This window comes from Microbacterium sp., from assembly GCF_031179285.1.
Classification (GTDB): Bacteria; Actinomycetota; Actinomycetes; order Actinomycetales; family Microbacteriaceae; genus Microbacterium.
Window position 1 is genome coordinate 14501 of record NZ_JAPSHY010000010.1, and the last position, 12781, is coordinate 27281.

Below are 12781 nucleotides of genomic sequence, written 5' to 3' on the forward strand. Positions count from 1 at the left end.
GCGGAACCGCGCGGTCAGTGGAACTGAGCGGTCTCAGTGGAGCCGGCCAGGGCGAGGGTGGCGCTGTCGGGGTTGAGCGCGGTGGAGATGACGTCGAAGTAGCCGGTGCCCGCCTCGCGCTGATGCTTGGTGGCGGTGTAGCCGTGCGCCTCGGCGGCGAACTCGGCTTCCTGCAGCTCGACGTAGGCGCTCATGGCGCGATCGGCGTAGCCGCGGGCGAGGTCGAACATGGAGTGGTTCAACGCGTGGAAGCCCGCCAGGGTGATGAATTGGAACCTGTAGCCGAGCTCCGCCAGTTCCTGCTGGAAGGTGGCGATCTCGGCATCCGAGAGGTGGCGGCGCCAGTTGAAGCTCGGCGAGCAGTTGTAGGCGAGCAGCTTGCCGGGGAATCTGTCGTGGATCGCGGCCGCGAACTCACGTGCCAGCTCGATGTCGGGCTCGCCGGTCTCGACCCAGAGCAGATCGGCGTAGGGCGCGAAGGCGAGCCCTCGGCTGATGACCGAGTCGATCCCGGGGCGGATCCGGTAGAAACCTTCGCTCGTGCGGTCGCCGGTGGTGAAGGCCTGATCGCGCTCATCGACGTCGCTGGTGAGCAGATCGGCGGCGAGGGCGTCGGTGCGCGCGATGATGACGGTGGGGACATCGGCGACGTCTGCGGCGAGACGAGCCGCATTGAGGGTGCGGATGTGCTGCTGCGTTGGTACGAGCACCTTCCCGCCGAGGTGGCCGCACTTCTTCTCGCTGGCCAGCTGGTCCTCCCAGTGGATGCCGGCAGCACCGGACTGGATGAGCGATTGTGCGAGCTCATAGGCGTTCAGCGGCCCGCCGAACCCGGCCTCGGCGTCGGCGACGATCGGTGCGAGCCAATCCCGCGTGATCTCGCCCTCTGCGTGCTCGAGCTGATCCTGGCGGATGAGCGCGTTGTTGATCCGACGGACGACCGCCGGAACGGAGTTCGCCGGATACAACGACTGGTCGGGGTAGGTGTGGCCGGCAAGGTTCCCGTCGGCGGCCACCTGCCAGCCCGAGAGGTAGATGGCCTTGAGGCCGGCACGCACCTGCTGCACCGCCTGGCCACCGGTGTAGGCGCCGAGCGCCCGGACGTACTCCTCGGTGTGCAGCAGGTTCCACAGGTTCTCGGCGCCGCGTCGCGCGAGGGTCGACTCCTCGCGCACGGAGCCCCGGATGCGGACGACATCGTCGGCCGTGTAGGTGCGCTCGATGCCGTCCCAGCGAGGATCCTCATCCCAGATCTGCTGGAGCTCCGCAGCGGTCTGCGTCTGATCTCCCGCTCGCAGCGGGCGGCGACCGGGGGTGGGGTGGATGCTCATGTTTCCTCCTCGTGGTGGTTCCGGCGGACGACCCGCTGTCTGCAGGAGCGCCGGCGGAGTGGCGTGGTTCCACTGTGGGTGAAGTTCTGCAGATATCCGATGTGCTGACGGAGTGAAGATCGAGCGAAATTCTGTTGTATGACAGAATCGGGCACATGAGCACTGCTGCTGCCTCGGAAACCCTCGACACCCTCACGATCGGTCGCCGCATCCGCGCGCTCCGCACGGCGAGGGGGCTGACCCTCGACGACCTCGCCGGCACCGTCGGGCGAGCGCCGAGCCAGCTGTCCATGATCGAGACCGGCAAGCGGGAGCCCAAGCTCAGCCAGCTGCAGGCCATCGCCCGCGCACTGGGTGTCTCCATCGACGCGCTGCTCGAGAACGAGCCGCTCGACGAGCGCAGCGCCATCGAGGTCGCGCTGGAGAGAGCGATGAGCGGCCAGACGTTCGCCTCGCTCGGCATCCCGCCGTTCCGGATCGCCAAGTCGGTGCCCACCGAGGCGCTGCGCGCCATGCTCGCCTTGCACGGCGAGATCGATCGGCTGCGAGACGAACGCGCCGCCACCCCGGAAGAGGCCCGCCGCGCGAACGTCGAGCTGCGCGACCTCATGCGCCGGCAGGACAACCATTTCGAGGACCTCGAGCAGAAGGCATCCGAGATCCTCGCCGCGATCGCCCACCCGGGCGGGCCACTGACCCAGCGCGCAGCCTCCGAGATCGCCGCGTACCTCGGCTTCACCCTGCACTACGCCTCCGACCTTCCGCAGACCACCCGGAGCGTCGCCGATCTGTCCAACGGCCGGCTTTACCTCTCCAGCCAGGTCTCCGCGAAGGGTGACGCCCGGACGGCCGTGCTGCAGGCGCTCTCGAGCCGGATCCTCGGGCACGCCGAACCGCGCAGCTATGCCGAGTTCCTCCGCCAGCGGGTGGAGACCAACTATCTGACCGGGGCGCTGCTGATCCCGGAGGCGCACGTCGTCCCGGTGCTGAAGGACGCCAAGCAGCGGCGGGCGATCTCCATCGAAGATCTCCGTGACGCGTATTCGGTGTCGTACGAGACAGCCGCCCACCGGTTCACCAATCTCGCCACGCGGCACCTCGACATCCCGGTGCATTTCCTCAAGGTGCACGAGTCCGGCACCATCACGAAGGCGTACGAGAACGACGACGTGAACTTCCCGACCGATCGCCTCGGCGCCATCGAAGGGCAGATGTGCTGCCGCCGCTGGACGAGCCGGGTGGTGTTCGACGAGGACGACCGGTTCAACCCGTACTACCAGTACACCGACACCGGCAACGGCACGTACTGGTGCACGGCGCGGGTCGAGGCCTCGAGCGAGGGGCTGCACTCGGTGAGCGTCGGTGTGCGTTTCGACGACACGAGGTGGTTCGTGGGGCGGGACACCCCGAATCGCGGAATCTCGACGCATTCGGTCGAGGTCTGCTGCCGACGGGCACCGGCCGACCTCGAGGCGCGGTGGCGTGACAACTCCTGGCCGAACGTCAAGACGCCCCGGACCCTCTTGGCCACGCTGCCCACCGGTGCTTTCCCCGGGGTCGACACGACCGACGTGTACGAGTTCCTCGAGGCGCACGCGCCGTCCTGAGCGGTGGTTCTGTCCCGGCGAGGGGTATGGCTCAGTCCCTCGCTGTCTGCAGAAGGGTCCAGAGCTCTGCGCGGGCGGGGAACGTCGACAGGTCCATCCCCAGCAGCGCCCCTGCCTGCGCGATGCGCGAACGCAGGGTGTGGCGATGGATGCCCAGCGCTGCTGCCGCGGGCTCGGCTCTCGCATCGTGCTCCAGCCAGCGAAGCAGTGAGTGCTCCAGGTCCGCTCCTGCTTCCCGATCACGCTCCCTCAGGGGCGCGAGGCGCGATTCCGCGACAAGACGCGCTTCGTCCGTCGCGAGCGCACTGAGGATGCTGCTGCCGACCGTGTCGGCGTAGCGGACGGCACCGGCGCCGTGCAGGCGGAGTGCGGCGAGGGCCTGGTCATGGGCGCGTGAGAAGGAATCGTAGGATTCCGGCTCGGAGACACCCAAACGGATGCCGAATCGCGCCGCGACGTCATCGAGGAGCTCCTCATCACCGGCCGCCAGACAGATCACCACGCCGTCGGGGGATTCCGCGACGAACGACGCGGTGCCGTGGTCGGCACGCCGGCGCTCCCACCAGTCCGTGAGCGACCCGGCCGGAGCGTCCGGCGCGATCGCGACGACGACGGGTGCGGGAGGAAGGCCGCCGAGGACGCGTCTGGCGAGGGTGGGCTGGTCGGCGAGAAGAGACTCAAGCAACTGGGTGTGGAGTCTTCGTCGGCTGCGAGCGAGCTGCTCGCTCTGCTCCATGGCGAGTCCGGCCATCGCGATCACAGAGGTGACGACGGAGCGCGCCTCTGTGTCGAGGGACTCGGTGGCCACGGCGAGCACTCCGCGCAGATGCCCGCCCCGGCCGACGGTGAACAGCATGAACGCCCGTCCCGCGATCACGAGCGATTGCCCGGCCTCGAGGCCCCTGGCGAGGATCTCGGCGACCCGGTCGGCCAGTGTGCCCAGGCTCTCCTCGTCGATGGTGCCCCGAGGGTGGGCGAGCATGACGGCGCCGGCGGCATCGAACATCGCAGCCCAGGCGTCGAGCCGGCGACTGAGTTCTGCGACGGTGGCGTCGAGACCGCGCGGCCGAAGGGCGGCCAGGGCGAGAGCGCGCTGTGCGTCCAGTGCCCAGGAGCGCCGGGCATAAGCCTGCGCGGCGATGGCTTCGGAGTGTGCCCGCGCAACGGCGATGAACGGCGTGCGGTAGGGGACTTCGAACAGGGGCATGCCGCGCGCGGCGCACGCCTCAGCGAGTTCGTCCGGGATCCCGGCGCGGTGGACGTCGGTCCCGAAACCGAGTCCGACCACGCCGCGATCCGTCAGCCGCCCGACGTAGGTCGCCGCCGCGTCGGCGTCTCCTTCGACGAACTGCGTGCCGGTCGTGAGCAGCGCGAGGTCTTCGGCCAGGAACGGGGTGGGATCGGCGAGATCAGAGCTGTGAACCCACCTCAGCGGACGATCGAGTGCGCCGTCGCGCAGCGCGTCGGCTGCCGAGACGAGGCGGAGGCCCAGGTCGCGACGGCGCAGCAGCGTGCCCAGCGTCGGCTGCTCCACGGAAGGCATCGGACCTCGTTGTTGTACATGCTGATGAATCAGAGGTCAATATTGTACAACCGGGCGAATGCGAGCGCCGGCGGGCGGGCATACGCTCGCCGACATGGCACTCCTTGACACCGCAACGGCAACCATCCCCCTGGGTGGACCCGGGCTCCCGCAGCAGCGTCGCCTGGTCACCGAGCTCCCCGGTCCCCGCTCAGCGGAGATCCTGTCGCGCAAGGCGGATGCCGTCGCCGCCGGCGTCGGCCACACCGTGCCGGTCGCCGCGGTCGCCGCAGGAGGCGGAGTCGTCGTCGACGCCGACGGCAACTCGCTCATCGACCTCGGCAGCGGCATCGCCGTCACCACGGTCGGCAACGCGCACCCGAAGGTCGCCGCGGCTGTCGCGGCCCAGGCCGCACAGTTCACGCACACCTGCTTCATGATCTCGCCCTACGAGTCGTACATCGAGGTGGCCGAGGCGCTGAATCGCATCACACCCGGCGCCTTCGCGAAGAAGAGCGCTCTGTTCAACTCCGGCGCGGAGGCGGTCGAGAACGCGGTCAAGATCGCCCGCAAGCACACCGGCCGGCAGGCCGTCGTCGCGTTCGACCACGGCTACCACGGCCGCACGAACCTCACCATGGCGCTCACCGCCAAATCGATGCCCTACAAGAGCGGGTTCGGTCCGTTCGCGCCGGAGGTCTACCGCGCGTCGGCGTCCTACCCGTTCCGTGACGGACTGAGCGGTCCCGAGGCCGCCGCCCGTGCGATCCTGCAGCTCGAGAAGCAGATCGGCGCGGACAACCTGGCCGCCGTGATCATCGAGCCGATCCAGGGTGAGGGCGGCTTCATCGTCCCCGCCGACGGTTTCCTGCCGGCGATCGTCGACTGGTGCCGGGCGAACGGCGTCGTGTTCATCGCCGACGAGGTGCAGACCGGCTTCGCCCGCACTGGCGCCATGTTCGCCAGCGAGCTGTTCGGCATCGAGCCCGACCTCATCACCACGGCGAAGGGCATCGCCGGCGGGCTGCCGCTCGCCGCGGTGACGGGCCGCGCCGGGATCATGGACGCCTCGCACTCCGGCGGTCTCGGCGGCACCTACGGAGGCAACCCGATCGCGTGCGCCGCCGCACTCGCCGCCATCGACGTGTTCGAGAACGACGGGATGATCGAGCGGGCGCGAGAGATCGGACACCTCCTCACCGGCCGGCTCCTCGACATCCAGGCCTCTGACCCGCGCGTCGGCGACGTCCGCGGCCACGGGGCGATGGTCGCCGCGGAGTTCGTCGACCCGGAGACGAAGGCCCCGGACGCGGCGCTCACCGCCGCCGTGGCGAAGGAATGTATCGCGCAGGGCGTCATCGTGCTCACCTGCGGCACCTTCGGCAACGTCATCCGCTTCCTTCCCCCGCTCTCGATCGGCGACGATCTCCTGAACGAGGGAATCGACATCGTCGCCGCGGCGCTCGCCGCGGCATGACACCCACGTCCGGCCGCGACCTGAATCGGGGGATTTCGTGTCGCGGCCGGCACTTCATCGACGAAGGAGTTGCAGATGACCGAGATCACTCGCGACGTGCTCATCATCGGAGCCGGAGCCGCGGGGCTCACGGCGGCGAACGACCTGCGCAAGGCCGGGCTCTCCGTCGCGGTTCTCGAGGCTCGCGACCGCGTGGGCGGGCGGCTGTGGACCGACGTCATCGACGGCGCGATGCTCGAGATCGGCGGACAGTGGGTCTCGCCCGATCAGGATGCCCTCATCGAGACAATCGAGGAGCTGGGCCTGGAGACCTTCAGCCGCTACCGCGAGGGGGAGAGCGTCTACGTCGGGCCCGATGGCACCGTCTCACGTTTCACCGGTGAGATGTTCCCCGTCTCCGCCGAGACCGAGCGGACCATCGCCGAGATCACGGATCGCCTCGACGCCATGGTCTCCGAGATCGATCCGGACCGCCCATGGGCGCATGCGAAGGCCGCCGAATGGGACTCGATCACCTGGGACGCGTGGTTGCGCGCGCAGACCGACGACGACGAGGCTGTCCGCAACCTCGCCTTCGCGACAGGGTCGGCGATGCTCACGAAACCCACCCACGCCTTCTCCCTGCTGCAGTCGCTTCTCATGGCCGCATCCGCTGGTTCCTATTCCCACCTGGTCGATGCCGACTTCATCCTCGACAAGCGCGTGGTCGGAGGGCTTCAGCAGGTGCCGCAGCTGCTGGCGGAACGCCTAGGCGACGACGTAATGCTGAACCAGCCGGTCCGATCGCTGGAATGGTCGGACGCGGGTGTCACCGCAACGTCCGACGAACTCACCGTGAGCGCACGCTATGCGATCCTGGCGCACGCCCCGGTGCTGTACAGCCGCATCTCGTTCGTGCCGGCCCTCCCGCGCAGGCAGCACCAGATGCACCAGCACCTCTCGATGGGTTTCGTGATCAAGGTGCACGCCGTCTACGACCGGCCGTTCTGGCGCGACAACGGACTCAGCGGCACCGCGTTCAGCCCGTACGAGCTGTGCCATGAGGCGTATGACAACACCAATCACGCCGACGAGCGCGGCACTCTGGTGGCATTCGTGTCCGATCAGAACGCCGACGACGTGTTCGAGCTGTCTGCCGAGGAGCGCAAGGAGCGCGTCCTCGAGTCGCTCTCGCACTACTACGGTCCTGAGGCTGCGAACCCGGTCGTCTACTACGAGAGCGACTGGGGCAGCGAGGAGTGGACGCGCGGCGCCTACGCCGCCAGCTTCGACATGGGAGGCCTGCACCGCTACGGCGCCGACCTGCGCGCCGCCGTCGGCCCCGTCCACTTCGCATGCAGTGACCTGGCCGGCGCGGGGTACCAGCACGTCGACGGCGCGATCCGGATGGGGCGTCTCGCCGCGTCGAACATCGTCACCGCCAGCCGGTCGGCCGGACACGCAGCGGAGGTCTTCGCATGAGCGGCTCGATCGTCGTCGGCTACACCGCGACGGATGCCGGGGCGGATGCCGCAGCGCTCGGCGCCCGACTCGCCCGCAGCCTGAAGGCGACGCTGCACCTGGTGATCGTGCTCCCCAACGAGGGCACGCGAAGCGCCGCGGTGCCGCCCGAGCGGGCGTACGAGGATCACATCCGCTCGCAGGCACGCCGCTGGCTCGACGACGCCATCGTGCGGCTTCCCCAGGAGCTCGTCCGCAGCGGTCACGTCCGATTCGCGGAATCGTACGCTGCGGGACTCATCGCGGCAGGCGAGGAGTTCGGTGCACGACTGATCGTCATCGGAGCGGCCGGCGGCGGTCTCTTCGGCCGCCATCGCCTCGGCAGCGTCGCATCCGAACTGCTGCACTCCTCGACGATCCCGGTCGCACTGGCGCCGACGGGAGCCGCGCAGCAGGATGATCACGCGATCTCCCGCGTCACCGCTGCCGTCGGCACCCGGCCGGGGGCAGAGGCCTTGCTCGATGAGGCCGTGGCTCTGGCCGTCGACAGCGGCGTCGATCTGCGGCTCGTCTCGCTCGTCCCCTTCGACGTCCCGCCCGGGCTCGACACCGGCGCCGTGCGACTCGTCGGCAACGCACACGAGCACGATGTGCTCGCGGTCGCCAGCGAGCTCCTCCCCGACGGCACCACCGCCGAGGTCGAGAAGGCCGCGGGCGACAGCGTCGAGGACGCCGTCGCGCACCTGTCGTGGCTCGCCGGTGAGGTGATGCTGGTCGGTTCCAGCCGGCTCGCTCAGCCCCGCCGGCTCTTCCTGGGCTCCACCGCGGCGAAGATGCTGCGCGAGCTGCCCGTACCGATGATCGTCGTCCCGCGCACGCGGGCCGAGGCAGGAGTTCTCTGATGTCCAGCATCAACAGGGCGACGGTGCCCGAATCCGGTGTGACCGGCGGGATCTCGAAGAAGGGTCTCAGCGCCGGGACGGTCGGCCTCATCGGCGCGATCGTCATCGGCATATCCTGCATCGCGCCGGCGTACACGTTCACCGCCGCGATCGGCCCGGTGGCGTCCGAGGTCGGCGCACAGATCCCGGCGATCATCCTCATCGGGTTCATCCCGATGCTCCTCGTCGCGTTCGGCTACCGCGAACTCAACAACCGGATGCCTGACTCCGGCACCTCGTTCACCTGGGCCGCCCGCGCGTTCGGTCCCTGGGTGGGCTGGATGGCCGGATGGGGGCTCGTGGTCGCCACGATCCTCGTTTTGTCGAATCTTGCCGGCGTCGCCGTCGACTTCCTCTTCCTGCTGCTGTCGCAGATCACCGGTGACCCCGCGATCGCCGATCTCGCGAGCGTGACGTGGATCAACATCGCCGTCTGCCTGCTGTTCATGCTCGGCGCGACTTGGGTGTCCTACCGCGACATGCAGACGACCCAGAAGCTGCAGTACTGGCTCGTCGGCTTCCAGATCCTCGTGCTGGTGTTCTTCGCCGGCGCGGCGATCGCGCAGGCCGTGGGTGGCAACGGCTTCGACGTCCAGCCGTTCGACCTGAACTGGTTCAACCCGTTCGCGATCTCCTCCTTCAGCGCCCTCGCCGCGGGGCTCTCCCTGTCGATCTTCATCTTCTGGGGGTGGGACGTCACCCTCACGATGAACGAGGAGACCAAGAATCCCGAGAAGACCCCCGGACGCGCGGCGACCGCCACGGTGCTGACGATCGTCTCGCTCTACCTGCTGCTGGCGGTGGCGATGATCATGTTCGCCGGCGTCGGCACCGGAGAGCTGGGCCTGGGCAACGAAGACATCCAGGAGAACGTGTTCTTCCACCTCTCCGGACCCATTCTCGGCCCGCTCGCCTTCCTCGTCTCGCTCGCCGTGCTCACAAGCTCCGCGTCATCGCTGCAGTCGACCTTCGTGGGGCCGGCTCGTACGCTGCTCGCGATGGGGCACTACGGCGCCCTGCCGAAGTCCTACGCGAGGGTGAGTCCCCGCTTCTTCACCCCCGGGTACGCGACCATCGTCTCGGCCGTCGTCGCCTCGGCGTTCTACGCGGTCATGCGCGTCGTCAGCGAGGACACGCTGTGGGACACGATCCTCACGCTCGGCATGATGATCTGCTTCTACTACGGCATCACCGCGTTCGCCTGCGTCTGGTACTTCCGCAAGCAGTGGTTCGATTCGACCCGCAACGTCTTCTTCACGTTCCTGTTCCCGCTGGTGGGCGGCATCATCCTCACCGTGCTGTTCTTCACGACGCTGATCGACTCGATGGACCCGGCATACGGGTCCGGCTCCCAGATCGGCGGTGTCGGCATCGTGTTCATCCTCGGCATGGTCATCATCGTCGCCGGGGTCGCCGTCATGATCTGGCAGGCGGTCCGCCGCCCGGCCTTCTTCCGCGGCGAGACCCTCAGCCTCGACGCCCCGCCCAGCCGTCGCCGTCGCTGACCCGCATCACATCCCACAGAAAGTGAACCCCATGAGCACTCAGATCGCTCCGGCCGAGCAGGCCCTTCTCGAGAGCGTCCCCACGGGCCTGTTCATCGGCGGCCGGTGGACGGATGCCGAGACCGGCGGAACCTTCGATGTGAAGGACCCCGCGACCGGCGAGGTCATCCGCTCGATCGCCGACGCGACGCCCGGCGACGGCATCCGCGCACTCGACGCCGCGGTCGCCGCCCAGGACGCGTGGGCGGCCACCGCACCACGCACCCGCAGCGACATCCTCCGCCGCGCATTCGACCTCGTGCAGGAGCACAAAGAGGATCTGGCGCTGCTGATGACGCTCGAGATGGGAAAGCCCGTCGCCGAGGCTCGAGGCGAGGTCGCGTACGGCGGCGAGTTCCTGCGCTGGTTCAGCGAAGAGGCGGTGCGGATCAACGGCCGCTACGGGCTCAACCCCGAGGGGACCGGCCACATGGTCGTCTCGCAGCGCCCGGTGGGTCCGTCGTTCTTCGTGACCCCGTGGAACTTCCCCTTCGCCATGGCGACCCGCAAGATCGCCCCGGCGCTCGCCGCCGGCTGCACCGTCGTGATCAAACCGCCGGCGCTCACCCCGCTCACGACGATGTTCTTCGTGTCGCTGCTCGAGCAGGCGGGTCTTCCCGTCGGTGTGGTGAACGTCGTGCAGACCTCGCGCTCCAGCGCCCTCTCTGCTCCGATCATCGCCGATCCGCGGCTGCGGAAACTGTCGTTCACCGGCTCGACCGAGGTCGGTCGCAAGCTCATCGCGCAGGCCGCTGAGGGCGTGCTGCGGGTGTCGATGGAGCTCGGCGGCAACGCGCCCTTCGTCGTGTTCGAGGATGCCGACCTCGACAAGGCCGTGGAGGGGGCGCTGGCTGCGAAGTTCCGGAACATCGGTCAGGCGTGCACGGCCGCGAACCGTTTCATCGTGCACAAGGACGTCGCCAGCGAATTCGCACGCCGCGTCACCGAGCGGGTCAAGTCGATGAGGATCGGTCGCGGCACCGAGGAGGGGGTGGCCATCGGCCCGCTCATCGATGACGACGCCGTGGCGAAGGCCGGCGAACTCGTCGACGACGCGGTCGAGCGCGGTGCGACGCTGCTCGCCGGCGGCAAGGCGCTCGAAGGCACCGGTTCGTTCTACCAGCCGACCGTGCTCACGGACGTCGTCGCCGGCAGTGCGATCCTCCGCGAAGAGATCTTCGGACCGGTGCTCGCCATCGCCACCTTCGAATCGGAGGAGGAGGCCGTGCGTCTGGCCAACGACACCGAGTACGGCCTGGTGTCGTACGTGTTCACCGAGAACCTGCAGCGCGGCCAGCGGATGATCGATGCCCTCGAGACGGGCATGATGGGACTCAACGTGGGCGTCGTGTCGAATGCCGCGGCCCCCTTCGGCGGCGTGAAGCAGTCCGGCGTCGGACGCGAGGGCGGCTTCGAAGGCATCCATGAATACCTGTCGACGAAGTACACGCTGATCCCGGTCGCCTGAAGAGCTGAGTGAGAGGACGAGAATCATGACCGACTACGCCGTCATCAATCCTGCGACGGGGGAGACCCTGGCCTCCTTCGACACCTTCACCGATCAGCAGATCGACGAGGCGATCGCGGCCGCAGACACCGCGCACCGCGAATGGTCCCGCTCGTCGAGCGTCGCCGAGCGCGCCGCCCTCGTCCGCCGGGTGGCCGAGCTTCACCGCGAGCATCGCCAAGCGCTGGCCGACATCTTCGTGCGCGAGATGGGAAAGCCGCGCGAGGCGGCGCTGGGCGAGGTCGACTTCGCCGCCGACATCGCCGAGTACTACGCCGACCAGGCCGAGGCCATCATGGCCGACCAGCCGATCGACATCGCAGGTGACGGATCGGCGATCATCCGACGTTCCTCGCTCGGACCCCTCGTCGGCATCATGCCGTGGAACTTCCCGGCCTACCAGATCGTGCGTTTCGCGGCTCCGAACCTGATCGTCGGAAACACGATCCTGCTGAAGCCTGCACCGCAGTGTCCCGAATCCTCCACGGCGATCGCAGCGATCTACGACGAGGCGGGATTCCCGACCGGCGCGTACCAGAACGTCCTGGCCACGAACGAGCAGATCGCGAGGATGATCGCGGACCCGCGCGTCCAGGGCGTCTCACTCACGGGGTCGGAGCGCGCCGGTGCAGCCGTCGCCGAGGTCGCGGGGCGCCACCTCAAGAAGGTCGCGCTCGAACTCGGTGGGTCTGACCCGTTCATCGTGCTCTCCACCGACGACCTCGACGCGACGGTGCAGGCCGGCGTCGACGCACGTCTGGACAACAACGGTCAGGCATGCAACGGCGCCAAGCGCTTCATCATCGTCGACGAGCTGTATGACGCGTTCGTGGAGAAGTTCACGGCCGCGATGGCCGCTGCGAAGCCGGCCGACCCGATGCTCGATGACACCGTGCTCGGCCCGGTGTCGTCCGAGGCGGCAGCCGAACGGCTGCAGGCGCAGATCGATCAGGCTGTCGAGCAGGGTGCGACGCTGCTCACCGGCGGCACTCGCGACGGTGCCTTCTTCACCCCGACCGTCCTCGCCGACGTGACCCCCGCGATGAACGTCTATCACGAGGAGCTCTTCGGCCCGGCGGCCGTCGTGTACCGCGTCGCCGACGAGGATGCCGCTGTCCAGCTCGCCAACGACACCACCTTCGGTCTGGGCTCCTACGTCTTCACGACCGACCCGGAGCAGGCGCAGCGCGTGGCCGACCGGATCGAGGCGGGCATGGTGTACGTGAACCTCGTGCTCGCCGACAGCCCGGAGCTGCCCTTCGGCGGGATCAAGCGCAGCGGCACCGCCCGCGAGCTCGGGCACCTCGCGGCCGACGAGTTCGTGAACAAGAAGCTCATCCGCATCGGCTGAATGCGCAGGGATGACGAGGCGGCGCCCGGTCCGGGTGCCGCCTCGTCGCATCCAGGCCTGG

9 protein-coding genes are annotated in these 12781 nt (G+C 68.6%); 7 read left to right on the forward strand and 2 right to left on the reverse strand.

Annotation, left to right across the window (positions count from 1 at the left end):
- Window positions 1-14: 14 nt before the first annotated feature.
- Entirely contained in the window at window positions 15-1331 is a 1317-nt protein-coding gene (gene aceA / locus RIN18_RS08220; protein ID WP_309103480.1) for an isocitrate lyase, read from the reverse strand.
- Window positions 1332-1486: 155 nt separating this feature from the next.
- Here aceA and RIN18_RS08225 point away from each other — a divergent pair, with 155 nt between their 5' ends.
- Complete coding sequence (locus RIN18_RS08225; RefSeq protein WP_309103481.1) at window positions 1487-2938, forward strand: helix-turn-helix domain-containing protein; 1452 nt, start codon at window positions 1487-1489, stop codon at window positions 2936-2938.
- Window positions 2939-2969: 31 nt separating this feature from the next.
- On the opposite strand, the gene RIN18_RS08230 is transcribed toward RIN18_RS08225, so the two are convergent.
- Entirely contained in the window at window positions 2970-4481 is a 1512-nt protein-coding gene (locus tag RIN18_RS08230) for a PucR family transcriptional regulator ligand-binding domain-containing protein (RefSeq protein ID WP_309103482.1), read from the reverse strand.
- Between the two features lie 94 nt (window positions 4482-4575).
- Here RIN18_RS08230 and gabT point away from each other — a divergent pair, with 94 nt between their 5' ends.
- From gabT to RIN18_RS08260, 6 genes are all read left to right on the forward strand, one after another.
- Entirely contained in the window at window positions 4576-5937 is a 1362-nt protein-coding gene (gene gabT, locus RIN18_RS08235) for a 4-aminobutyrate--2-oxoglutarate transaminase (RefSeq protein WP_309103483.1), read from the forward strand.
- 75 nt (window positions 5938-6012) lie between these two features.
- A complete protein-coding gene (locus tag RIN18_RS08240; RefSeq protein ID WP_309103484.1) occupies window positions 6013-7398 on the forward strand; it encodes an NAD(P)/FAD-dependent oxidoreductase in 1386 nt (461 codons plus the stop codon).
- On the forward strand, window positions 7395-8279 hold the full coding sequence (locus tag RIN18_RS08245) for a universal stress protein (protein WP_309103485.1): 885 nt from the start codon (window positions 7395-7397) through the stop codon (window positions 8277-8279). Before RIN18_RS08240 ends, RIN18_RS08245 begins: the two co-directional genes overlap by 4 nt.
- Window positions 8279-9823 (forward strand): APC family permease, encoded by a 1545-nt coding sequence (locus RIN18_RS08250; protein WP_309103486.1) that lies wholly within the window; start codon window positions 8279-8281, stop codon window positions 9821-9823. Before RIN18_RS08245 ends, RIN18_RS08250 begins: the two co-directional genes overlap by 1 nt.
- Window positions 9824-9854: 31 nt before the next feature.
- A complete protein-coding gene (locus tag RIN18_RS08255; RefSeq protein ID WP_309103487.1) occupies window positions 9855-11330 on the forward strand; it encodes an NAD-dependent succinate-semialdehyde dehydrogenase in 1476 nt (491 codons plus the stop codon).
- A gap of 25 nt (window positions 11331-11355) precedes the next feature.
- Window positions 11356-12720: an NAD-dependent succinate-semialdehyde dehydrogenase gene (locus RIN18_RS08260; protein ID WP_309103488.1), complete on the forward strand. Its 1365-nt coding sequence runs from the start codon at window positions 11356-11358 to the stop codon at window positions 12718-12720.
- Window positions 12721-12781 lie beyond the last annotated feature (61 nt).

Coding starts and splice junctions, on each gene's coding strand:
- aceA (WP_309103480.1), bottom strand. CDS start 1,331: ATGAGCATCCACCCCACCCCCGGTCGCCGCCCGCTGCGAGCGGGAGAT.
- RIN18_RS08225 (WP_309103481.1), top strand. CDS start 1,487: ATGAGCACTGCTGCTGCCTCGGAAACCCTCGACACCCTCACGATCGGT.
- RIN18_RS08230 (WP_309103482.1), bottom strand. CDS start 4,481: ATGCCTTCCGTGGAGCAGCCGACGCTGGGCACGCTGCTGCGCCGTCGC.
- gabT (WP_309103483.1), top strand. CDS start 4,576: ATGGCACTCCTTGACACCGCAACGGCAACCATCCCCCTGGGTGGACCC.
- RIN18_RS08240 (WP_309103484.1), top strand. CDS start 6,013: ATGACCGAGATCACTCGCGACGTGCTCATCATCGGAGCCGGAGCCGCG.
- RIN18_RS08245 (WP_309103485.1), top strand. CDS start 7,395: ATGAGCGGCTCGATCGTCGTCGGCTACACCGCGACGGATGCCGGGGCG.
- RIN18_RS08250 (WP_309103486.1), top strand. CDS start 8,279: ATGTCCAGCATCAACAGGGCGACGGTGCCCGAATCCGGTGTGACCGGC.
- RIN18_RS08255 (WP_309103487.1), top strand. CDS start 9,855: ATGAGCACTCAGATCGCTCCGGCCGAGCAGGCCCTTCTCGAGAGCGTC.
- RIN18_RS08260 (WP_309103488.1), top strand. CDS start 11,356: ATGACCGACTACGCCGTCATCAATCCTGCGACGGGGGAGACCCTGGCC.